The following is a 20129-nucleotide window of genomic DNA, read 5'->3' on the forward strand; positions in this document are numbered from 1 at the left end:
AGTGAGTCCGGTGGCCGTTCAGCCGTCTCGCTCGTCGAGGTTCACCGAGATGTTTTTCGTCTGTAGATACGAATCGAGCGCCTCGAGTCCCTTCTCGCGCCCGATGCCGCTTTTTTTCGTTCCGCCGAACGGCGTCTCGGTCGACCCGCCGAACCACTCGTTGACGTAGACGCTTCCGGCGTCGACCTCGCGGGCCATCGCGAGCGCCTGTTTGACGTCTTGGGAGAAGACGCCGCCGGTCAACCCGTAGTCGACGTCGTTGGCGATCGTAATCGCTTCCTCACGGTCGGAAAACGGGATCACCGTGAGTACCGGACCGAAGATTTCCTCCTGCGCGATTCGCATCTCCGGTTCGACGTCCGAGAAGACCGTCGGCGGAACGAACTGTCCCTCCCGCTCGGGGGGTTCCCCGCCGGTCTCGAGGGTCGCCCCTTCGGTGACGCCGATGTCGATGTAGTCGACGACCTTCTCGAAGTGTTCGGCGTGGTTGAGCGGACCCATATCCGGGTCATCCGTTCCGGGACCGAGCGTGTACGACTCGGCCCGCTCGACGATCCGCTCGAGGAACTCGTCGTAGATCGACTCGTGGACGAGGGCCCGATCGGCCGCCGAACAGATCTGGCCGGCGTTCGTGAAGATCCCGATCGCGGTCCAGAACACCGCTTCGTCGAGATCGGCGTCGGGCATCACGATCGCGGAGTTCTTCCCGCCGAGTTCGAGCGTCACGGGGGTGATCGTCTCCGCCGCCGACTCCATTACGGCCTGTCCGGTCGGGACGCTCCCGGTAAAGGTGAGCTGGTCGACGCCGTCGTGTGCGGTGAGCGCAGCACCGGGTTCCGAACCGCCGGGAACGACGTTTACGACGCCATCGGGAACGCCGGCCTCTCGACAGAGTTCCGCCAGATGCAACGCGGAAAGTGGCGTCGTCGGTGCGGGTTTGACGACGACCGTGTTGCCGGCGACCAGCGCGGGTGCGACGCCGCGAGCGGTGAGATTAAACGGGAAGTTCCACGGGACGACCTGCCCGCTTACGCCGTATGGCTCCCGAACGGTGACGTCGAGTTTGTCCTGTCCGAGCGGAATGCTTTTCCCCTCGAGTTTGTCCGCTGCGCCCGCGTAGTACTCGAAGAACCGCGCCGCGCCCTCGACGTCGGTTCGGGCCTGTGTGACGGGCTTTCCCTGATCGCGACTCTCGAGGTGTGCCAGGTCGTCAGCGTTGTCCCGAATTTTCTCAGCGACCCGATGAACGATCCGACCGCGTTCGGCCGGCGTCTTCTCCTGCCACATCGCACTCGCCTCGCGGGCCGCCTCGACTGCACGGTCTACGTCCGCGGGCGTTGCCGTCGCGACACGGGCGATGGAGTCGCCGGTCGCGGGATCGGTCGTCGTGAAATACTCGTCGGTCGATGCCTCGACGTGTTCGCCACCGATGAATAGCTGGTAGCGATCCTTCTCCGTAATTGACATAGGTTCCTCGCAGCGGCACCGCGTCGATGGGTTCGATACACCGCTGTGGGTCGTGTAACGAGCTCGGATCAAATAACTATATTTATAATATGATGTATATATTAATCACATCTAGTTTCCCTCAACGGTTTCGAGAACCATTCTGATGCTGATTCCAGTTACTTCGGCGGCAGGTGTGGAACTCCCTCGAGCGGTCGGCGTGCTCCCGACCGAACCGTTCTCGGCTGATGCGGGACGGACGCCGCTATTGCGGTTGTTTCCCGTGCTGCCGTCGCTGATTTTCACATCTGGTACTCGAAGCCAAAGTTCCAAGAGGGGGGTCTGCTATGTCGCGTCCATGATAGTCGGTCTCGATATCGGCACGGATGCGATCCGGTCGGCCGTCGACGGTGCCGACGGGCCGGCGATCGAGTCGGTCCCGGCGATCGTCCTTCCGGTGACGGAGTCGACCCTCGAGTCGGCGTCGCTCTCGCCGGCTGACGGTCGACTCGTCGAAGCGGGTGAGACGACGTACGTGGTCGGTTCGGATGCAGCGGCCGTCGCCGAGACGGTCGACGCCGAGCCACAGCCGCTGTTTTCGACCGAACGGCTCGCGTCCGAAGGGGACATCGAACTCGCCCTCGAGACGATCGTCGACTCGGTTCTCACGGCGTCCTCGTCCGACCGGCTCTGTTATACGCTGTCCGGTACGCCCGTCGATGCCGAGGAGCCGGCAACGTCCCATCGCGAGACCATCGAATCGGTGATCGCCGATCCCGACTCCACGACGCCGATCAGCAAGGGGTTCGCGGTCGTCTACGATCAACTCGAGGGGGACAACTTCACCGGCCTCGGCATCTGCATCGGGGCACAGGTGACAAGCGCCACGCTCGCGTACTACGGTGTCCCGGCGATGTCCGTTTCGATCGGAACCGGGAGCGACTGGATCGTCGAACGGGCAGCCGGCGAGACCGGCCACGACCCCGCGAAGGTCAGGGACGTTCTCGAGGCGTTCGATCTCGACCCCGATGCGGCGACGGGGGGAATCGAACGTGCGCTCGCACAGGCCCACGACGATTTCGTCGGTGACCTCGCCGACGCGATACGGGAGGCGGCCGACGAAGGCGACGTCCAGCAGGGGCTTTCGGTACCGATCGCCGTCGGCGGGACGGGCGCGGTCGAGGGTATCGAATATCTGCTCGGCGGCCGATTCGATGCAGCAAACCTCCCGTTTTCGATTCGCGGCGTTCGGCGGGCCGACGATCCGGCGACGAGCGCCGCCAGAGGGGCCCTCGCGGCGGCCCGGGACGACGTCGATGTCGACGAAGACGGACTCTGGTCCGACCCCGAGTCCAACGCGACGAGTCCCGCAAGCGGAGATGGGAAAACGGGACCGTCACCTCCCGACACCGAAGCCGAGACCGTCGATGTGCGCGTTCCAGGTGCTGCTGCGGATGATCGCCAGTCCCGTTCGTTCGATACCGGCTGCTCCGCGGACGACGCCGCCCGGGCCGACGACGCGATCGAGCAACTGTTCGATCGACTCGCGAACCGCGACGACGAGATCCGATCGATCGACGCGGCCGTCGACGACCTCTCCGAATCGCTGGGGGATCTCGAAGATCGAACGCCGTCGACCGACGACGTCACAGCCCTCGAGGAGCGTCTCGATGACCTCGGGGACCGCGCCGAAACCCTCGAGGAACGAACGGCCGGGTTCGGCGAGCGTCTGTCCGCCCTCGAATCGCGTCCCGACGAAACGACGCTTTCGGCGGTGACCGACGACGTCGAGTCGCTCGAGGCCGCCATCGAGAGCGTCCGGTCGGACCTCGAGGCCGTCGAGGGACAACTCACCGAGGCGGCGACGCGAGACGAGGAAATCGACGCGCTTCGGGCCGATATCGAGGAGATCCGGGCGGACGCACAGTCGCCGACGGCCATCGCAGCGCCGATAGCTGCTGGCGGCGGTGCGGCGGGAACCGTCGCCGGAGGCGTCGCGGCGACGAGCGGGAATGGGACGATCGGGGCCGCGGCGATCGGTCTCGGGATCGTACTGCTCGCGGTCGCGGTGGCGCTCGCTCGCTGAACCGCGGGATTCGGACGACCGATGAGCAAATCCGGTGGCACCGCTTCCCGGCGTGGTCGCGCGTTCGGCCGACAGTCGGTTAGTCTCGGATCAACTCGACGTTGCGCATCTCGCCCCCACACTGTCGACAGGTGCTCACGAGCGTGCCGGCGGCCATTTCTCGGCGGCCACACTGGAGACATTCGTACTCGCGTGGGTCCGCGAGTGGCATAACGATACGTTCGTTGCCGGTGTATGTTAACGCTTTCCACGGTTGCGTGTTCGAGGAACGGGGCGTCAGTCCGACTCGAAAAGCCAGAGCACTACCGCAAGCACGGTCGCGGCGACGACCGAGGCCGTCAGTAGCCAGAACGCCGGGCGGAAGCCGACCGTTTCCGACAGCGCTCCGACGACCGCGGGAGCGACAGCCCCTGCGGCCATCAACAGCGTTCGGACGACGCCTAACCCGCCGCCGGCGAGGTCGTCGGGGATCGCCGCCATCAGATACGCGCCTCGAACGGGGCGAAACCCGTGTGATCCGATCCCGACGGCGACGAGTAGCGCTCCGAGCGCGATCGGCCCCGCCGTTCCGGTCAGCGAGACGAACGCAACCAGTGCACTCGAGGCCAGTCCGAGCGTTGCAGTGACGATCGGGAGCTGGCCGACCCGATCGCTGAGGTCGCCGGTCACGAGTTGCACGAGGCTCGCGAGGAACAGTCCGCTGTAGAGGAATCCGGCCGTTGCTTCCGTCAACCCCGCTTCTTCGGTCAGGTACAGCGGTGCGAACGCGACGAACCCGTTGTAGGTGAACGAAAACAGCACCGTCAACAGCGCGAAGGCCGAAAACTGCCAATCGCGAAAGAGCGCCACGTACCGGTCGACCCCGTCGGTGCCGATGCTGACGGCGGTCGCGTTCGGTTCGTCCGACACGCGGGTCCGGGCCTGCCTTCGAAACGCGGCGGCGAGCGCGAGACCGACGACTCCAGCAGCCAGATACACCAGTCGCCAGCCCGCTCCCAGCCCGAAGGTGATGCCCGTGACTGCGACGACGGCAGCGGGCGCGACGACCCCGCCGAAGGCCCCGAACGTGTCCAAAACGCCGAGCGCCCTGCCGGTCCGTGCGGGATAGGCGCGTGACAACAGCCGTACTGCGACGGTCTTGTGCGCGCCGGTTCCGGCACCCATGACGAGCATCGCCCCCACGAGGACGACGAACGGCGAATCGACGACCAGGGCAAGCGACGCGACCGTCGCGACGAGTGCACCCGCCGTGATGACGGTCACTGATCCGAGGCGATCGGCGAGAACGCCCGACGGAAACTGCATGGCCGCATAGACGAGCATAAACCCGGTGAACGCGGTTCCGAGGGCGGCGTTCGAGACGCCGTAACTCGCGCGGAACGAGCCGAAAAGCGGCGGGAACGTGTACCGAAGGAACTTCGCGAGAAACCAGATCCCCGCCGTCAACAGGAGCACGTCGAAGCGGGCGACCCGCCGGACCGCCTTGGAAACCACCATTCGGTTCCCAGAGGCGTCCGCGGTGACGAGAATCCTCCGATCGAGATGCGGCGCACCCACCCTCGCGTTCCCCCGAAGCGCCCGATAGCCGTGATCATTCGAGACGACGTTCGCCGAACGAAGACTTAAGGTGATAATATGGCATATCTATTATATTGCTCCTTAACCGGTGAACCTTATATACTCGTTCGTGGTCGAATCGAGTACCGATGACAGTACACACCGAGTGGGTCGATCCGATCACCTGTCCGTTCTGTGGCGACGAACTCGCATCGCCGGGTGCCGGGTTCGTCGATCACATCGACGAGAGTACCGACTGCGAAACCGGTTTCGAGCAGTGGCGGGAGAACGTGTCCGGAGATCTCGCCGGCGAATGGTCGGGCTAACGCAGCGACGGATCGGTTACTCGAAGTCCGGCAGATCCTCGGGCGGTTCGTACTCCGCTTCCCAGTCGATGTACTCCTCTTTGAGGACGACCGAGACGATCTGCCCGAGTTCGGTGAGTTCGGCGTTGATCGAGGAGACGGTCCCCCAGGTATCGAGGTCGGGATGGTACTCCCGAACCTGCCAGTCTTCGGGAATCCCCGGCGCGTGGTAGCCGACCCGGTCGGCGAAATCGTCCCAGAAGAAGTCGAACTCCGCAAAGAGATCGAGATCGCGGATGATCTCGTACTCCCGCTCGTCGAGGTCGGTCCCGTCGAGCCACTCGTCGACGGCTTGCTCCCATGCACCCTCCGCGAGGAACGTCTCGAGTTCCTCGCGTCGGTAGTCGATCTCGTCGGCTCCGTCGGCGCTGATCGTGGCGTCGTCGTACTCGTTCGGATCGACGAACTCCAGTTCCGGCGGATCGGGTGGTTCGACCTCGAGTCCCATGCGCGGACGTAGGCCCGGTCGCGGGATAAGGATTCTCACCTCCGTGTACCGCTTGCCGACTCCGTGCCGGCGCACGGCATTCCCGTACAGTTATTTCTGTCGGACGGGTTACGTTACGTATGGCCAGCGAGAGCGACGGCAGTGACTACAGCCTCACGGAGATTTTCGCAATAAAGTTCGTTCTGGCCGACATCCTGATCATCGCCGTCCTGTTACTGGGCGGTCCGTTGTACGCGCTTGCGATCACCGCGTTGTTCGTGCTCAGTACGTTTCTGATCTGGTATCTCACACAACGAACCGGGACGGAACCGGATCGGACCCACGAGGCCGACTCCTCGTCTCCGTCCCGCGCCGGTTCCGAGCGCGATCCCGTCACGAAACTCCAGAACCGGTACGCCGCCGGTGAACTCTCCGAATCGGAGTTCGAGGAGAAACTCGAGCGGTTGATCGACGCCAACGAGCGCGCCGAAGCCGCGGGCGTGGATACGGCGGAGTTGTCGCTGGAGCGCACGAGCTGAGACGGCCGGCGAGGCGGCGTCCGTCAGCGGGGGCTGCGATCCAAACACTCAATCGCCGGTCGATCCTACGATCGACGATGACCGACTACGAGGCGGCGATCCTCGACGTCGACGGGACGATCGTCCGCGGCGAAACGCTGCTGCCGGACGTAACGGACGGACTACACGCGCTCGAGGACGCTGGCTGCTCGCGGCTGCTGTTTTCGAACAATCCCACGCGTGGCAGCGACCACTACCGCGGGAAACTCACCCCGCACGGAATCGACGTCGATCCCGGACACGTCCTCACCTCGGCGACGCTCTCGGCGGAGTTTCTCGCGACGACCCATCCCGACGCAACGGTTTATCTGGTCGGTGGGGAGCGACTCGAGACCATTCTCGAGGACGCGACCGTCGAGCTGACGAGCGACCCCGACGTGGCCGATGTCGTCCTCGGGTCGTTCGACGACTCGTTCTCCTACGAGACGCTCCGGGATGCACTGCGAGCGCTCGAGGACGACGTTCCGTTCTACGGGACCGATCCCGACGCGACGATCCCGGTCGACGACGGACTGATTCCCGGATCGGGCGCGATCCTCGCCGCGATGGAGGCCGTCGCCGGCCGCGAACCCGACGCGATCCTCGGCAAACCGTCGGCGATCGCCGCCGAGGCCGCGACGAACCGACTCGGCGTCGATCCGGCCGAGACGCTCGTCGTCGGCGATCGACTCGACACCGACATCGCGCTCGGAAACCGGGCCGGAATGACGACGGCGGTCGTCCTTACCGGCGTGACGGACCGGACCGACATCCCGGATGCGGCCATCGAACCCGACTACGTGCTCGAGTCGCTCGCCGAACTCGAGACGCTTCTCTGATCGCCGGACCGATCGTATGGCGTCGTCTCCGACCGACCCGAACGGAATATATTTATCCGGTTCAGTCACGATACTCAAGGTATGAGGGAACGACTCATTCCAGTCCTTCGACGCGCCCGCTATGCGGCGATCGGTGCGGCCGTCGGGGCCGCGATCGGCGGATTGTTCGACCGAAACGCGGCGAGTACCGGCGGAGCCATCGGCGGGTTCGTGGGTGCTCTCATCGCCGATACCCGCGGAACGGCCAGTAACTACCTCGAGGACGTCAAAGAGCGGACCGGCTAGCTGGTCGGTTCTCGGACGACCGCTCGCACCGCCGGCCACAGTGCTCCGAAGCGACGCGTCGTCCTTGCTCGATATTCGACGCGTCGATATGTCAATCAGTAACGTATCTCAAGAACGACTATGTTCTCCTCGTCCAGTTATCGTGTATGGCCGACTTCGTCACGCCGCCGCCGCTCGAGCCGGGCGACGAGATCGCCGTCGTCGCACCGTCGTCGAACCCGACCGACGAGTTCCCGCACGTCTACGAACTCGGTCTCGAGCGCCTTCGCGAGGAGTTCGATCTCACGCCGGTCGAGTACCCCACGGTATCGAAATCGGACGAGTACCTCGCCGCCAATCCGGAAGCGCGCGCTGCGGACGTAATGGACGCCTTCGAGGATCCCGACGTCCGCGGCGTCATCGCGGTCATCGGCGGCAACGATCAGGTGCGGATCCTCGAGCACCTCGATCCCGCGGTCCTCCGGGAGAACCCGACGCGGTTCTACGGCTACAGCGACAACACCCACCTCGCGCTGTACCTGTGGAACCTCGGACTCGTTTCCTACTACGGGCCGACGGTGCTGGCCGAACTCGGGATGGACGGCCGGCTGTTCGACCACACGATCGAGTACACCGAGCGGGCGTTCTTCGACGAGTCGTTCGGCGAAATCCGGCCGGCCGAGGCATTCACCGACGAACCCGGCGACTGGACCGATCCCGCGTCGCTTTCGGAGCCGCGGACGACCGAACCCAACCCGGGCTGGCGGTGGGCCGGCGGCGACGACCTCGTCGCGGGCCGGCTCTGGGGCGGCTGTCTCGAAGTCCTCGACCAGCAGTTCCTCGCGGGCCGGTTTCTCCCCGACGAGCGGGACCTCGAGGGAACGATTCTTGCCATAGAGACTTCCGAAGAGCTTCCCGATCCCGCCTGGGTGGCGGGCGTGCTCCGGGCGCTCGGCGAACGGGGGTTACTCGAGCGGTTTGCCGGCGTTCTGGTCGGCCGACCGCCGGCGCGATCCCATCTCGAAGATCGACCCCCGGAACGGCGCGAGACCTACCGGAACCAACAGCGCGAGGCGATCGCCGGCGTCTTCGAGACGTACAATCCGGACGCGCCGATCGTCTTCGATATCGACGTCGGACACACGTGGCCGACGACGCCGATCCCGATCGGCGAACGCGTCGAAATCGATCCACAGAACGAGACGGTCCGGTTCGAGTAAGCGGCGACGCGTATCAGCACCCGCCGTTTTCGCCCTCGAGCGCTCGTTCACGGAGCCGTTTTTCTTCCTCGGTGCTGACGGTCAGTTCGGGAACGTCGGTCGGCGTGTTGTCGTCGTCGATGGCCACGTAGACGAAGTAGGATTCGGTCGTCTTCTCCCGCTCTCGCGTCCGCAGGTCTTCCCGTTCGGTGACCAACCGAACGCGGACGCTCGAGGTTCCTGCGGCGTAGACGTAGGCCGTGATGTAGGCGGTATCGCCGACCGGAATCGGCCGTTCGAAGTTCATCTGGTTGACCCGTGCGGTGACACACGTCTCCCCCGAAAACCGCATCGCGGACATCGCACCCACCTCGTCCATCCACTTCATGACGTTGCCGCCGTGGGCAACGTCGAGCATGTTCGCGTGATTCGGCTGCACCATCTCCCGATTCTCGACCAGCGTCTCCATGAGATCCGTCATCGGTTGCTGTTCACACGAGACGGCAATCAGTCTTCAGTTTTGGTTCGACTGCCGGCCCCTGCCTGGCCGTCCCACACCATAGAGTCCGATACTGGTAAAAGTCGTGGCCGAGTTGAGCCGGTAATGAGCGATGCAGGCGACGCCGACGTGCCGGAGCCGCCCTCCCCGCCCGAAACCGATCACGGCTCCGTTCACGTCCTCGGGACGGCCCACGTCTCGCAGGCGAGCGTCGACGACGTTCACGAGACGATCGATCGCGAGGAACCCGACGTCGTCGCCGTCGAACTCGACGAAGGCCGTTACCGGCAGATGCAGGGCGGAACCCCCGACGACATCGAGGCGAAGGATCTCCTTTCGGGAAACACCGTTTTCCAGTTTCTGGCCTACTGGATGCTTTCGTACGTCCAGTCGCGGCTGGGCGAGAAGTTCGACATCGAACCCGGCGCTGACATGCGAGCCGCCATCGAAGCCGCCGAGCGCAACGGCAGCGGCGTCTCCCTCGTCGACCGTGACATTCAGGTGACGATCCAGCGGTTCTGGCAACGACTGTCGTTCACCGAGAAGCTGAAGATGGTCGGCGGTCTCGCGCTCGGCGTGACCGATCCTCGAACGATCGGCCTCGCACTCGGTGCGGTCGTCGGGATCTTCGTCGGGTTCGTTTTCGCCGCGTTTCTCGCACCGTTGCTCGGACTCGGCGACCTCCTGTTGCTCGGCGTCACCGCGCCGACGACGCTGCAGTACGTGGGTGCCCTCGGTATCGGCACCGTCGGCGGCGTCCTCGTTGGCCTCCTCGTTCTCCCCTCGTTCGAGTCGACCGACCGCTATACCGGCGGCGTCCTCAGCGGCGTTTCGATACGGATACTCGCCGGGATCGTCGTCGGGATCGCCAGCTGCGTCGCGCTCGTCGCCACCGACACGTTCGTCGGACCGTTCTCCGCCACGACCTTTCAGAACGCCGGGACGTACGCGATCCGCGGAACGATCGGCGTTCTCGCCGGCCTTGGTGTCGGCGTCGGTATCGGGGCCGTCATCGGACTCGTCCTCGAGGCGCTCGGCGGCGATGTCGAGGAGATCGACGAGGTCGATATCGAGGAGATGACCGACGGCGACGTCGTCGCCGCGATGATGGAGGAGTTTCGCCAGTTTAGTCCCCGCGGTGCGAACGCCCTGATCGACGAACGCGACGCCTACATCGCCCACAACCTCCATACGCTTCGTGAACAGGGATACGACGTCGTCGCCGTCGTCGGGGCCGGCCACAAGGCCGGAATCGAACGATACCTGCGCAACCCCGAGGAGTTGCCGTCGATGGAGTCGCTAACCGGGACCGCCTCGGGACGTCGATTCTCGCCGCTGAAGATCGTCGGCTATCTGGCGATGGTCGGGTTCGTCGGCTTTTTCTTCCTGTTGCTTATGGCCGGCGTTCAGAATACGTTCCTGCTTCGGCTCTTTGTAGCGTGGTTCCTGTTCAACGGCATCTTCGCGTTCACGCTGGCCCGTCTCGCCGGCGCTCGCTGGACCAGCGCCGGCGTCGGCGGGGCGGTCGCGTGGCTGACCAGTATCAACCCGCTGTTGGCCCCCGGCTGGTTCGCCGGTTACGTCGAACTCAAACACCGCCCGGTCAACGTCAGGGACATCCAGACGCTCAACGACATCATCGGCGATACCGAGCGGCCGATCGGCGACGCCATCGAAGAGATGTTCGAGGTGCCGCTGTTCCGGCTCATCATGATCGTCGCGCTGACCAATATCGGCAGCATGATCGCGACGTTCCTGTTCTTTCTCGTCGTCGTCCCCTGGATGGGCCACGAGGTCGGCGGCGTCGACGCACTGATGGGGGAACTGCTCGCCGGCGCCGAGAACAGCCTCGAGTTGATTCGAGAGGTGATCACGTGAGCGTCCGCACCCGTCGCCGTTCCGATCCGGAGTTGACCTTCAGCGACAGGGAACTGTTCGACCTCGGCATCGCGTGGACCGCGCTGTCGGTTGCGTTCGCGTTGTTGCTGGCTCCCGTGCACCGCGGGATGGCATCCATCGGGACCTTCGGTCTAATGGTCGCCCTGAGTTTCATCACGGTCGGCGTCGCGTTCCTGTTGCACGAACTCGCGCACAAGGTCGTCGCGATCGAACACGGCCAACTCGCCGAGTTCCGCGCGGACTACCAGATGTTGTTTCTCGCCGTGATGGGCGCGCTCGTGGGCTTTCTGTTCGCCGCGCCGGGAGCCGTCTACCACCGTGGTCGGATCACCGTCCGCGAAAACGCGATGATCGCGCTGGCCGGCCCGGTTACCAACCATCTGCTCGCGCTCATGTTCTTCCCACTGATGATATTCCCGGGTCTCATCGGGACGATCGGACAGATGGGTGTCTGGATCAACCTGTTCCTGGCCGCGTTCAACATGATCCCGTTCGGACCGCTAGACGGCAAGTCGGTCTACAACTGGCACAAGGGCGTCTTCGCGATCGTTTTCGTTCCCAGCGTTCTGCTCGCGGGCTACGTGCTCCTGTTCGTCGGCCTGTTCTGAAAGCAGCGTTTTCGATACCACACACTCGATTCTCGACGTCGAACCTACCGTTTGGCGCAGCCCGGCTATTCCCTCATATTTAAGACTGTCGCTACTTTGCTACATAGAGCTATCTAATGGGCAAAGGTTTTACTACTGTAAATCGACGATCAGGACGAACTGGGGATCACCGACGGAAACCTCTCGGGACACATCCAGCGTATGGAGGCTGCAGATGCCGTCAGCGTCGAGAAGCAGTTCGTCGACCGGCGGCCCCAGACGACCTACGAATTGACCGAGCACGGTCGTGACACGTTCGAATCCCACGTCGACACGCTCGAGGCACTGCTCGAGCAACTCGAGCGGGACGGGTCGGAGACGGACGGAGACGCGAGTTCGGAGTGATCGGCTCCGGGAACGGAACCCGGCTCGCGCCGGACCGGTGATCTTTTGCTGGCCCCACGCGGTCGTTCCCACATGACCGATCCAGCGGACGACGGGACCGACGAGCGGCTCACCTACGCCGACACCGGCGTCGACATCGAAGCCAGCGAGGACGCGACCGCAGCACTGCTCGAGGCGTTCGGCAGCGACCGACGGACCGAGTACGCCGGGCTGATCGACATCGGCGACCGGTATCTCGCGCTGGCGACCGACGGCGTCGGCACCAAACTACTGGTCGCGGAGGCGGTCTCCGACTTCTCGACGGTCGGCATCGACTGCATCGCGATGAACGTCAACGACCTCGTCGCCGCGGGCGTCGAACCGGTCGCGTTCGTCGACTATCTCGCCATCGACGACCCCGACGAGGCGTTGACAAACGAGATCGGCGAAGGGCTCGCGGTGGGTCTCGAGGAGGCCGATCTGACGATGCTCGGCGGCGAGACGGCGGTCATGCCCGAGGTCGTCAACGGCTTCGACCTCGCGGGTACCTGTGTCGGACTCGCCGGACCGGACGAAGTTCTCGAGGGAGAGGCACAAGTCGACGACGTCCTCGTGGGCGTTCCCTCGAACGGGATCCACTCGAACGGGCTCACGCTCGCTCGGGAAGCCGTCACGCGCGAACACGAGTACACCGACCCGTTTCCGTACGACGACGAGCGGACGATCGGCGAGGAACTCCTGCGCCCGACCCGGATCTACACGGAACTGCTCGAGCCGATGGGCGAACACGGCGTTCGGGCGGCCGCCCATATCACGGGCGGTGGCTGGACGAACCTGCTTCGGATGGGCGACCGAAAGTACGTCATCGACGACCCGCTCCCGGCACAGCCGATCTTCGAGTTCGTCCAGGCGGAAGGGAACGTCACCGACGAGGAGATGCACCGGACGTTCAACATGGGGACCGGATTCGTCGTCGCGCTGTCGGCGGAGCGAGCCGACGACTTCATCGCAGAGACTGAGGGGAAGCGTATCGGCCGCGTCGAGGAGGGTCACGGCGTCGAGATTCGTGGTCTCAGCCTTCAGTAGCTCGCGGAACCGCCACTTTCGTCGAATTATCCGAAATATTAATCTTTTATATCAGGGATTAGTATCACTGGCCTACGGAACGTAATTGCTCCACTATGGCGATTAAACGGAGTCCGAAATAGTTAAATAAAATTGATGTTCAGGAAAGGGTATGGAACGGAGAAGTTTCATTGCGATTGCATCGACGGCAGCAACGGCTTCGCTTGCGGGGTGTATCTTCGGGGATGACAAGTTTTCTACCGAACTTTCGGACGGCGAGAGCGAGTCCTTCGAAGCTAGCGAGGGCGACGAGTACGAAGTGACGGTCGATGTCACTGACGGCGACGAGGTATCGGTTCGGATCATGTACGACATGGAAAAGACGAGCCAGGAGTTCGAGAACGAAGAGGACGCTATGAGCGCTGTCGGCGAGTTGACTAGCGGTCCACTCCTCGATGAATCCGTCGAAGGCGAGTCGACGTTCGACCTCGAAATCGAGACGGACGGCTACTACGAAGTCGCCGTCTCCGGCGGTACTGCCGAGATTACGGTCGCCTGAGGCGTCGTCTGCCGAACCGTTAACGACCGCATCGACCGACTCGAGCACTCGTCTATCGGTCCGTCCCGTTCTCGGTTTCTGGCGTCCGGTCTCCTCGGCGACGATCGTTCCGTCGGCGAGGTCGAACCCGGTAGTGCCACAGCCGAGCGCTAGAAGACAGGGGATCGACGGCGAAACCCGACGGAATTCGTCCCCTCTTGCGTTCGCAACCGGTCGGTACGGATCGGGCTTTCGATCGGATCGTTCCCGCTCGAGGCGGATGATCGAATAGAAATAATTAAATTATAATTCATCAGTACTATAATTTATGGATAGACGACAGTTCGTCACCATGGTGACGATAACTGCACTGGGTGGGACCGCCGGTTGTCTCGGTGATGAGGACGACGAGGGTGAAGTCGTTCTGTCGACGGAACTCTCGACGAGTGAGAGTGAAACCTTCGAGGCCGAAGAGGGCAACGAGTACGAACTGACCGCGAACCCCACGGGAAGTCGGGCGAAGTTCCAGATCCGGAAGGACAGTTCCTTTGCCCCGAGCCCGATGCTCCGAGAAACGATCAAAAGCGAATCGACGTTCGACCTCGATATCGAGACGGACGGGACCTACGAACTCACCGGTCTCGGCGGCGGGGCCGAGATTACCATCATCGAACGGTCGTAAGCGTCGGCCGCTCTCGAGCGCTCTGTTACCGATCCGCCTCGTTCTCCCCGGCCATCTCCGATCGGTCCGCCCGTCCGATCGCCGCCCGGATCGTATCGTACTCCTCGTCGCTGTAGGCAATCAGACGGACGTCCTCGAGCGTCTCCGGGTCGTGGCGTTCGATCTCCTCACCGATGATTGCGGCCCCGTCGGCGAGGTCGAACCCGGCGACACCACAGCCGAGTGCGGGAAGGACGAGCGAGCGACAGCGGAGGTCGTCGGCTTTCTCGAGGGCGTTTCGAGTCGCGTCCCGGATGCTCGCTTCGGTCGCCTCGCCGTCGCCGTAGTGGGGCATCGCCGCGGCGTGGATGACGTAGTCGGCGTCGAGGTCGTAGGCGTCGGTGATAGCGACCGCGCCGAGGTCGATGGGGCCCTTCTCGGTCGCCTCGTCGTTGATCTCCTCGCCCGCACCGCGTCGGAGTGCGCCGGCAACCCCTGACCCCATCTCGAGGCTCGTCCCGGCGGCGTTGACGAGTGCGTCGGCGGACTGTTCAGCGATATCTCCCTGAACGACGTCGAACTCCATACGCGCCGGTACGGACTCGATCGGGTTGAAAGTAAACCACGCACCTCCCTGTCGATGGGCGACTCCACGAACGACAGTCGCTCCGCCCGACGAGCGAGTTCCCAGTTCCCAGAAACTTAGGCGGACCAAAACCCTTTTAGATTTAGGCACACCTAACTCCGGGTGATGGACGTACCCGCCCGCAGGCAGGATTCCGATTCCGACGACGGCGAACTCGAGGAGCAGGCGGCGCTCGTAACCAGTCACGAGACCCGCCCCGGCAAGGTCGTCTTTACGGAACGAGACAACACGGACGGCTGGATCGCGACGGACCTGACCGTCGACCTCGAGCGCTGAACTCGTCGGAACCGGACGTGGACCGTCGTATCGACGAGCGAGTAGCCCGTTTCCGGACCGTCGAAGGGAGGGCGGTTCGGGTTCTCACGTCGCTTCGGTGGCCGACCGGACACTGCCGCCGATCCAGTCGGCCCTATCACCTCTTTCCGGACTCGTTATCACTCGGTGCACCGACTGACGGTCCACGAAATAGCGAAACAGCGGGCCTTACTTCGTCGCTTCTTCGAGCACCAGCGTATCGTCCTCGAGGTAGTGCTCGAAGTGGTGGCCGTCCTCTTCGGTGGTGACGAGGATATCACGCAGGATTTCCGCGGTGGCGTAATCGCCGAAGTTCTCGGCGAGTTCGATGCTGTCGCGCAGGGACTCGATGATGTCGCCGTACATCTCGAGGTCGTTTTGCATCATGGTGCGGATATCGTGGACGTCCTCGCCCTCGAACTCGACCGTTGCCCGCTCCTCGAGGTTCGCGGGACCCGAGACGGGGACGCCGCCGAGCGCCTGAGCGCGCTCGGCGATGACGTCCGCACCCTCCTCGACGTGTTCGTAGGCCTCCTCGAAGAACTCGTGCAGCGGGAGGAACTCGGCACCTTCGACGACCCAGTGGTGCTTTTTCAGCTGGTGGTAGAGGACGTACGAGTTCGCCAGTTCCGTGTTCAATGCGTCGACGATCTGCTCGGCCTTCTCCTGCTCGAGGCGAAGCTCGTTCTCCTCGACGGTGTCTGCCGACTGCCGGACGGTCTCTTGGGTGCTCATCCTATCCAAGGATACACGCGCATCGTACTTAAAGCTTCCCCATCGGGGAAGATTTCTTTGTATATAGTAAAGACTAGTTCGGAGTTGTCGGTGTGTGATTTCTGCTTGTACAACAATGAAGGTGTCGCCGAACGGCACCGTCAAAAGTTGTGTTGTTTTTTCAACCGTGAGTAAACATTTTCAGTGTGGGGGTCCAATGGGGACGTATGGCAACGAGAGTGGCACAGCGGAGAGAGCGGATTTACGTCGACGGCGAGTGGCTCGAGACCGAGAACGCGATTCCGGTCTCGGATCTCGCCGACGGTGGGACGTTCGCCCAGGTCGGCGCGGCGGGACCGGCGGAGGCACGGACGGCACTCGAGGCGGCCCACGGGATCAAACCCGAACTGCGTCGGACGACGGTCGTCGAGCGCGCGGCGTGGTGTGAAACGATCGCCGAGGGGCTGCGCGAACGCGAGGAGGAACTCGCGGAAGTCATCGTCCGCGAGGCCGGCAAGCCGATTTCGTCGGCACGCGGCGAGGTCGGCCAGGCGGCAGAGCGGTTCGACCGCGCTGCCGAGGAGGCCCGGAACATCGTCAGCAAGGGGGAGTTCCGCGAGGGGTCGACCGAGGGCCACGAGGGCTGGCAGGCAATCGTCAAACACGAACCGATCGGGGCGGTGCTCTGTATCACGCCGTACAACTACCCGTTGGCGACGACCGCGTTACAGGTTGCCCCTGCACTCGCCGCGGGCAACAGCGTTCTGCTCAAGCCAGCGAGCAAGACGCCCATCTCGGCGGCGATCCTCGCGGACGTCATCGCCGACGTCGACGGGATCCCCGACGGCGCGTTCAACTTCGTCCCCGGCGAAGCCAGCGAGATCGGCGACGTGCTTTCGGGCGACGACCGCGTCAACGCCATCGCGATGACCGGGTCCTCGGGCGCGGGTAAACACGTCGCCCGCGAGAGCGGGATGGTCAACCTGCACATGGAACTCGGCGGTAACGCCCCGGCGATCGTCTTCGACGACGCCGACCTCGAAGACGTCGCGGGCAACTGCGCCAAGGGATCGTTCAAGTACGCCGGCCAGCGGTGCTCGGCGATCTCGCGCGTGCTCGCCCACGAGTCGGTCCACGACGACCTCGTCGACATGATCGACGCGCAGATGGACGCCTGGCAGGCCGGCGACCTCTTCGATGAGGGCACCGCCTTCGGACCGCTCATCAGCGAGGATCAGGCCGACTGGGTCGAGGAACTCGTCGAAGACGCCGTCGAGAAGGGCGCGGATCTCGTCCGCGGCGGCGAACGCCGCGCACCCGAGGGCGTCCCGGACGAACTCGCCGACCAGTTCTTCGAACCGACGCTGCTGGCGAACGTCCCGCGCGATGCCCGCATCGTCGACGAAGAGCAGTTCGGTCCGATCGCCGCCGTCACGACCTTCGAGGACGAGGACGAAGCCGTCGAAATCGCGAACGGCTCCGACCTCGCGCTCGACGCCGCCGTCTTCACGACCGATTACAAACGCGCCATGCGGGTCGCGGAGGTCGTCGACGCCGGGGCCGTCCGCATCAACGGCGCGCCAAGCCACGGTCTCGGCGACATCCCGTTCGGCGGCAACAAGGACTCGGGTATTGGCCGTGAGGGACTCGACGCCTCGATACACGAGATGATGCGGAAGAAAAGCATCGTCCTGTAACGTTCGGGCGTCCATCCGGCTCACGCGCGCCGACGACCGCTCGAGTCGTCGGTCCCGCTCTCAGAACGAGACGTCCTCCGACAGGATTTGCGTTCGCGTGTCGCCCGCTACCGCGATCACCAAAACGGTATCCGAAACGCCGTCCTCGTACTCGAGCGTCCGGGTCTCGCCGACCTCCGACAGCGTCGTCTCCCGTCCGCTTTCGGTCTTGATTTCGACGAAATCCGTGTTGCCCGCCGACGTGTACATCACCGTCACTTCTCGAGTTGTTGGATCGACGTCGATATCGACTCCTGCTTGAGCTTCCTGACCGACGCTCCGTTGCCGTTCGGCGAAGAGGTCGATGGTCTCTAGTTCGGCGATCGGCGCGGTCCCGGTCGCCACCGCAGCGGACCCGTCGATTTCGACCGTGAACTCGTCGACCGGGTCCGCGTAGGGATACCCGTCCAGAACCCCTTCGAAGTCGTCCGCCGCGGGTGGTTCGTCGCTCGACGCAACGCAGATCGTCAGCGTGGCCGCTTCCGTCCCAAGCGACCACGACTGTCCGACCGCGACCTCCTTGTCCCCCAGCGTCTCGGCCGTGATTCCCGACGAGAGGTGGTCGTCGCCGACCTGCTCGAGCACCGTCTCGAACCGGTCGTCGACGTGTCGGTCACCGTCGGTGCCCGCATCGAGGACGTCGTCGATATTCCCGACGTCCGGATCGACGACGACGAGCGTCGATTCCGAAACGGCGACGTCGACCGCGGGCTCGGCCGGTTCGTAGCGTTCGAACTCGTCGATCTCCTCCTCGAGAGGCCACGCCTCGAGGACTGTGGGATCGAACGCCCCGCCGATCACGTGGGTGCTAACGTCGTATTCGGGACCGAACTCGAGGACGTACTCGACGGTCGGGTCCTCGAAGCGGTCCAGAACCGTGCCTGTCGGCTCTCGGGGTTCGAGCCTGAGGGCATCGATCGTCTCCCGTCCGAGATCGTCCTCGCGGGCACGGACGGTTGTGGCGTCGACGTAATTGAAGACGGTCGGCTCGTCCGAGGAGGCGGGGACCCACCGTTCGACCGGTTCGCGATCGGCTGAACCGGCTGGTTCATCGTTCGGTTCCTCCGAGTCCGACGGTTCGTCGCTTGTGTCGGAGTCGTTCAGACACCCCGATCCGCTGGCGGTCAGGCCGGCGGTCGTTGCGAGGACCACCCGTCTCGAAACGTTCATCATTCAGTCCGTTCTTGCAGTCGGTAATATATACTACTTTACATTTTCTCGAAAAATCAGTTCCGGCGGTGACCGCGGGTTCCGAACCGACTACCACTGTCGGGACCGCAACGCGAGGCATGGCGCGTGACCCGGACCTCACCGTCCTCGTCGCCGGCGAAACGCTGATCGATTTCCTCCCCGAGCGTCCCGGATCGCTCGCATCCGTCGAGCGGTTCGAGCGCCGACCCGGTGGTGCACCGGCGAACGTCGCCGTCGGTCTCGCCCGACTCGCGGCACCGCCGCTGTTCTGGACCCGCGTCGGCGACGATCCCTTTGGACACTATCTCGAGCGGCAACTCGTCGACTACGGACTCCCGGACCGGTTCATCGAGCGCGATCCGGTCGCGAAGACGACACTCGCGTTCGTCACCCACGACGACGCTGGCGAGCGGACGTTTACCTTCTATCGGGACGGCACCGCGGACACGCGCCTCGAGCCCGGCCGGATCGACGACGCGACGCTCGAAGTGCTCGAGTGGGTCCACCTCGGCGGGGTCACGCTCGCGACCGGGTCCGCCCGGGCGGCGACGATGGACCTGCTCGAGCGGGCCAGCGATGCAGGGTGTACGGTTTCGTTCGATCCGAACCACAGGCCGGAGCTGTGGCACGACGACGGGACGTTTGTCGAGGTCGTTCGCGGTGTGTTCCCGCATATCGACGTTTGCAAGGCGACCGTCGGGGAACTCGAGCGGCTCGGGTTCGATGGCGAGACGCCATCGGCACTCGCTCGAGCCGCGATCGAGCACGGCCCGCAGGTGTGTTTCGTCACGCGCGGGAGCGAGGGTGCCCTCGCCGTCGCCGAACCGTCGTCGCCGTGGACGGGACCCGACGACTCGTCGTCGGATCCGATCGTCGCCGAGTTCGGCGGGTACGACGTCGACGCCGTTGATACGACTGGGGCGGGCGACGCCTTCGTCGCGGGCGCGATCACGGCGTTGCGCGGGGCGACGTCGCTCGAGAAGACGCTCGCGTTCGCGTGTGCGGTCGCGGCTATCGCGACGACGGAACCGGGGGCGATGGCCGCGCTTCCCGACCGCGAGTCCGTGCGAGCGTTCCGCCGAGAGCGATCGGAATCACGGTAAAGAGAGGGTCCCGTAACGGGTTCGTGCGGGACGACTATCCCGTACGACGGCGAAGCTGCAAGCCGACGGACT

At 64.2% G+C, this 20129-nt stretch carries 23 protein-coding genes; 15 read left to right on the forward strand and 8 right to left on the reverse strand.

Annotation, left to right across the window (positions count from 1 at the left end; all coding sequences use genetic code 11):
• Nucleotides 1-18 precede the first annotated feature (18 nt).
• A complete protein-coding gene (locus TX80_RS11795) occupies nucleotides 19-1467 on the reverse strand; it encodes an aldehyde dehydrogenase family protein (RefSeq protein ID WP_049923339.1) in 1449 nt (482 codons plus the stop codon).
• A 337-nt stretch (nucleotides 1468-1804) separates the two neighbouring features.
• Between TX80_RS11795 and TX80_RS11800 the strand changes: the two genes are divergently transcribed.
• A complete protein-coding gene (locus TX80_RS11800; RefSeq protein WP_049923340.1) occupies nucleotides 1805-3532 on the forward strand; it encodes a hypothetical protein in 1728 nt (575 codons plus the stop codon).
• Between the two features lie 79 nt (nucleotides 3533-3611).
• On the opposite strand, the gene TX80_RS19005 is transcribed toward TX80_RS11800, so the two are convergent.
• Together TX80_RS19005 and TX80_RS11805 are read right to left on the reverse strand one after the other, a co-directional pair.
• Nucleotides 3612-3743 carry a rubrerythrin-like domain-containing protein gene (locus TX80_RS19005; RefSeq protein WP_154658634.1) on the reverse strand — a complete coding sequence of 44 codons (132 nt, stop codon included), beginning with the start codon at nucleotides 3741-3743 and terminating at the stop codon, nucleotides 3612-3614.
• Nucleotides 3744-3808: 65 nt separating this feature from the next.
• Nucleotides 3809-5029 carry an MFS transporter gene (locus tag TX80_RS11805; RefSeq protein WP_049923341.1) on the reverse strand — a complete coding sequence of 407 codons (1221 nt, stop codon included), beginning with the start codon at nucleotides 5027-5029 and terminating at the stop codon, nucleotides 3809-3811.
• A gap of 209 nt (nucleotides 5030-5238) precedes the next feature.
• Between TX80_RS11805 and TX80_RS19440 the strand changes: the two genes are divergently transcribed.
• Nucleotides 5239-5415: a DUF7501 family protein gene (locus TX80_RS19440; RefSeq protein ID WP_195893070.1), complete on the forward strand. Its 177-nt coding sequence runs from the start codon at nucleotides 5239-5241 to the stop codon at nucleotides 5413-5415.
• A gap of 16 nt (nucleotides 5416-5431) precedes the next feature.
• Here the strand turns inward: TX80_RS19440 and TX80_RS11810 are convergent, their stop codons facing one another.
• Nucleotides 5432-5902, reverse strand: a complete 471-nt coding sequence (locus tag TX80_RS11810; RefSeq protein ID WP_049923342.1) for a hypothetical protein — start codon at nucleotides 5900-5902, stop codon at nucleotides 5432-5434.
• A 119-nt stretch (nucleotides 5903-6021) separates the two neighbouring features.
• On the opposite strand from TX80_RS11810, the gene TX80_RS11815 reads away from it, so the two are divergent.
• From TX80_RS11815 to TX80_RS11830, 4 genes are all read left to right on the forward strand, one after another.
• A complete protein-coding gene (locus TX80_RS11815) occupies nucleotides 6022-6420 on the forward strand; it encodes an SHOCT domain-containing protein (RefSeq protein WP_049923343.1) in 399 nt (132 codons plus the stop codon).
• Nucleotides 6421-6497: 77 nt separating this feature from the next.
• Entirely contained in the window at nucleotides 6498-7277 is a 780-nt protein-coding gene (locus TX80_RS11820; RefSeq protein WP_049923344.1) for an HAD-IIA family hydrolase, read from the forward strand.
• An 81-nt stretch (nucleotides 7278-7358) separates the two neighbouring features.
• Nucleotides 7359-7562 carry a glycine zipper 2TM domain-containing protein gene (locus TX80_RS11825; RefSeq protein ID WP_049923345.1) on the forward strand — a complete coding sequence of 68 codons (204 nt, stop codon included), beginning with the start codon at nucleotides 7359-7361 and terminating at the stop codon, nucleotides 7560-7562.
• Nucleotides 7563-7708: 146 nt separating this feature from the next.
• On the forward strand, nucleotides 7709-8761 hold the full coding sequence (locus TX80_RS11830) for a S66 family peptidase (RefSeq protein ID WP_049923346.1): 1053 nt from the start codon (nucleotides 7709-7711) through the stop codon (nucleotides 8759-8761).
• Nucleotides 8762-8774: 13 nt separating this feature from the next.
• On the opposite strand, the gene TX80_RS11835 is transcribed toward TX80_RS11830, so the two are convergent.
• Nucleotides 8775-9221 (reverse strand): acyl-CoA thioesterase, encoded by a 447-nt coding sequence (locus tag TX80_RS11835; protein WP_049923347.1) that lies wholly within the window; start codon nucleotides 9219-9221, stop codon nucleotides 8775-8777.
• Between the two features lie 123 nt (nucleotides 9222-9344).
• Between TX80_RS11835 and TX80_RS11840 the strand changes: the two genes are divergently transcribed.
• The 6 genes from TX80_RS11840 to TX80_RS11865 all read left to right on the forward strand — a co-directional run bounded on the left by TX80_RS11840 (nucleotide 9345) and on the right by TX80_RS11865 (nucleotide 14394).
• Entirely contained in the window at nucleotides 9345-11117 is a 1773-nt protein-coding gene (locus TX80_RS11840; RefSeq protein ID WP_049923348.1) for a TraB/GumN family protein, read from the forward strand.
• The gene (locus TX80_RS11845) at nucleotides 11114-11746 is read left to right on the forward strand and encodes a Zn-dependent protease (RefSeq protein WP_049923349.1); all 633 of its coding nucleotides are present in this window, start codon (nucleotides 11114-11116) and stop codon (nucleotides 11744-11746) included. Before TX80_RS11840 ends, TX80_RS11845 begins: the two co-directional genes overlap by 4 nt.
• Before the next feature lie 165 nt (nucleotides 11747-11911).
• Nucleotides 11912-12130 (forward strand): transcriptional regulator, encoded by a 219-nt coding sequence (locus tag TX80_RS11850; RefSeq protein ID WP_268258150.1) that lies wholly within the window; start codon nucleotides 11912-11914, stop codon nucleotides 12128-12130.
• Between the two features lie 72 nt (nucleotides 12131-12202).
• Nucleotides 12203-13195 carry a phosphoribosylformylglycinamidine cyclo-ligase gene (gene purM, locus TX80_RS11855; protein WP_049923350.1) on the forward strand — a complete coding sequence of 331 codons (993 nt, stop codon included), beginning with the start codon at nucleotides 12203-12205 and terminating at the stop codon, nucleotides 13193-13195.
• Between the two features lie 151 nt (nucleotides 13196-13346).
• On the forward strand, nucleotides 13347-13733 hold the full coding sequence (locus tag TX80_RS11860) for a hypothetical protein (RefSeq protein ID WP_049923351.1): 387 nt from the start codon (nucleotides 13347-13349) through the stop codon (nucleotides 13731-13733).
• Nucleotides 13734-14040: 307 nt separating this feature from the next.
• On the forward strand, nucleotides 14041-14394 hold the full coding sequence (locus TX80_RS11865; RefSeq protein WP_154658635.1) for a hypothetical protein: 354 nt from the start codon (nucleotides 14041-14043) through the stop codon (nucleotides 14392-14394).
• A gap of 25 nt (nucleotides 14395-14419) precedes the next feature.
• Here the strand turns inward: TX80_RS11865 and TX80_RS11870 are convergent, their stop codons facing one another.
• The gene (locus TX80_RS11870) at nucleotides 14420-14959 is read right to left on the reverse strand and encodes a macro domain-containing protein (RefSeq protein ID WP_049923353.1); all 540 of its coding nucleotides are present in this window, start codon (nucleotides 14957-14959) and stop codon (nucleotides 14420-14422) included.
• Nucleotides 14960-15124: 165 nt separating this feature from the next.
• Here TX80_RS11870 and TX80_RS19445 point away from each other — a divergent pair, with 165 nt between their 5' ends.
• Nucleotides 15125-15295 (forward strand): DUF7331 family protein, encoded by a 171-nt coding sequence (locus TX80_RS19445; RefSeq protein ID WP_195893071.1) that lies wholly within the window; start codon nucleotides 15125-15127, stop codon nucleotides 15293-15295.
• A gap of 207 nt (nucleotides 15296-15502) precedes the next feature.
• Here the strand turns inward: TX80_RS19445 and dpsA are convergent, their stop codons facing one another.
• Nucleotides 15503-16048 carry a DNA starvation/stationary phase protection protein DpsA gene (dpsA, locus tag TX80_RS11875; protein ID WP_049923354.1) on the reverse strand — a complete coding sequence of 182 codons (546 nt, stop codon included), beginning with the start codon at nucleotides 16046-16048 and terminating at the stop codon, nucleotides 15503-15505.
• A 206-nt stretch (nucleotides 16049-16254) separates the two neighbouring features.
• On the opposite strand from dpsA, the gene TX80_RS11880 reads away from it, so the two are divergent.
• Nucleotides 16255-17724, forward strand: coding sequence for an aldehyde dehydrogenase family protein (locus tag TX80_RS11880; RefSeq protein WP_049923355.1), 1470 nt, complete (start codon nucleotides 16255-16257; stop codon nucleotides 17722-17724).
• Nucleotides 17725-17784: 60 nt separating this feature from the next.
• On the opposite strand, the gene TX80_RS11885 is transcribed toward TX80_RS11880, so the two are convergent.
• Nucleotides 17785-18933, reverse strand: coding sequence for a hypothetical protein (locus TX80_RS11885; RefSeq protein ID WP_154658636.1), 1149 nt, complete (start codon nucleotides 18931-18933; stop codon nucleotides 17785-17787).
• Nucleotides 18934-19052: 119 nt separating this feature from the next.
• Between TX80_RS11885 and TX80_RS11890 the strand changes: the two genes are divergently transcribed.
• The gene (locus TX80_RS11890) at nucleotides 19053-20057 is read left to right on the forward strand and encodes a carbohydrate kinase family protein (RefSeq protein WP_049923357.1); all 1005 of its coding nucleotides are present in this window, start codon (nucleotides 19053-19055) and stop codon (nucleotides 20055-20057) included.
• Nucleotides 20058-20129: the final 72 nt, after the last annotated feature.

It is taken from the genome of Halopiger djelfimassiliensis (assembly GCF_000455365.1).
Lineage (GTDB): Archaea > Halobacteriota > Halobacteria > Halobacteriales > Natrialbaceae > Halopiger_B > Halopiger_B djelfimassiliensis.

Excerpts from the sequence above, each read along its gene's own strand:
- dpsA (WP_049923354.1), bottom strand. The coding sequence starts at position 16,048 with ATGAGCACCCAAGAGACCGTCCGGCAGTCGGCAGACACCGTCGAGGAG.
- TX80_RS11870 (WP_049923353.1), bottom strand. The coding sequence starts at position 14,959 with ATGGAGTTCGACGTCGTTCAGGGAGATATCGCTGAACAGTCCGCCGAC.
- TX80_RS19440 (WP_195893070.1), top strand. The coding sequence starts at position 5,239 with ATGACAGTACACACCGAGTGGGTCGATCCGATCACCTGTCCGTTCTGT.
- TX80_RS11835 (WP_049923347.1), bottom strand. The coding sequence starts at position 9,221 with ATGACGGATCTCATGGAGACGCTGGTCGAGAATCGGGAGATGGTGCAG.
- TX80_RS11815 (WP_049923343.1), top strand. The coding sequence starts at position 6,022 with ATGGCCAGCGAGAGCGACGGCAGTGACTACAGCCTCACGGAGATTTTC.
- TX80_RS11890 (WP_049923357.1), top strand. The coding sequence starts at position 19,053 with ATGGCGCGTGACCCGGACCTCACCGTCCTCGTCGCCGGCGAAACGCTG.
- TX80_RS11800 (WP_049923340.1), top strand. The coding sequence starts at position 1,805 with ATGATAGTCGGTCTCGATATCGGCACGGATGCGATCCGGTCGGCCGTC.
- TX80_RS11795 (WP_049923339.1), bottom strand. The coding sequence starts at position 1,467 with ATGTCAATTACGGAGAAGGATCGCTACCAGCTATTCATCGGTGGCGAA.
- TX80_RS11860 (WP_049923351.1), top strand. The coding sequence starts at position 13,347 with ATGGAACGGAGAAGTTTCATTGCGATTGCATCGACGGCAGCAACGGCT.
- TX80_RS11820 (WP_049923344.1), top strand. The coding sequence starts at position 6,498 with ATGACCGACTACGAGGCGGCGATCCTCGACGTCGACGGGACGATCGTC.
- TX80_RS11865 (WP_154658635.1), top strand. The coding sequence starts at position 14,041 with ATGGATAGACGACAGTTCGTCACCATGGTGACGATAACTGCACTGGGT.
- TX80_RS11825 (WP_049923345.1), top strand. The coding sequence starts at position 7,359 with ATGAGGGAACGACTCATTCCAGTCCTTCGACGCGCCCGCTATGCGGCG.
- TX80_RS11885 (WP_154658636.1), bottom strand. The coding sequence starts at position 18,933 with ATGAACGTTTCGAGACGGGTGGTCCTCGCAACGACCGCCGGCCTGACC.
- TX80_RS11840 (WP_049923348.1), top strand. The coding sequence starts at position 9,345 with ATGAGCGATGCAGGCGACGCCGACGTGCCGGAGCCGCCCTCCCCGCCC.
- TX80_RS11805 (WP_049923341.1), bottom strand. The coding sequence starts at position 5,029 with ATGGTGGTTTCCAAGGCGGTCCGGCGGGTCGCCCGCTTCGACGTGCTC.
- TX80_RS11830 (WP_049923346.1), top strand. The coding sequence starts at position 7,709 with ATGGCCGACTTCGTCACGCCGCCGCCGCTCGAGCCGGGCGACGAGATC.
- TX80_RS19005 (WP_154658634.1), bottom strand. The coding sequence starts at position 3,743 with ATGCCACTCGCGGACCCACGCGAGTACGAATGTCTCCAGTGTGGCCGC.
- purM (WP_049923350.1), top strand. The coding sequence starts at position 12,203 with ATGACCGATCCAGCGGACGACGGGACCGACGAGCGGCTCACCTACGCC.
- TX80_RS19445 (WP_195893071.1), top strand. The coding sequence starts at position 15,125 with ATGGACGTACCCGCCCGCAGGCAGGATTCCGATTCCGACGACGGCGAA.
- TX80_RS11810 (WP_049923342.1), bottom strand. The coding sequence starts at position 5,902 with ATGGGACTCGAGGTCGAACCACCCGATCCGCCGGAACTGGAGTTCGTC.
- TX80_RS11880 (WP_049923355.1), top strand. The coding sequence starts at position 16,255 with ATGGCAACGAGAGTGGCACAGCGGAGAGAGCGGATTTACGTCGACGGC.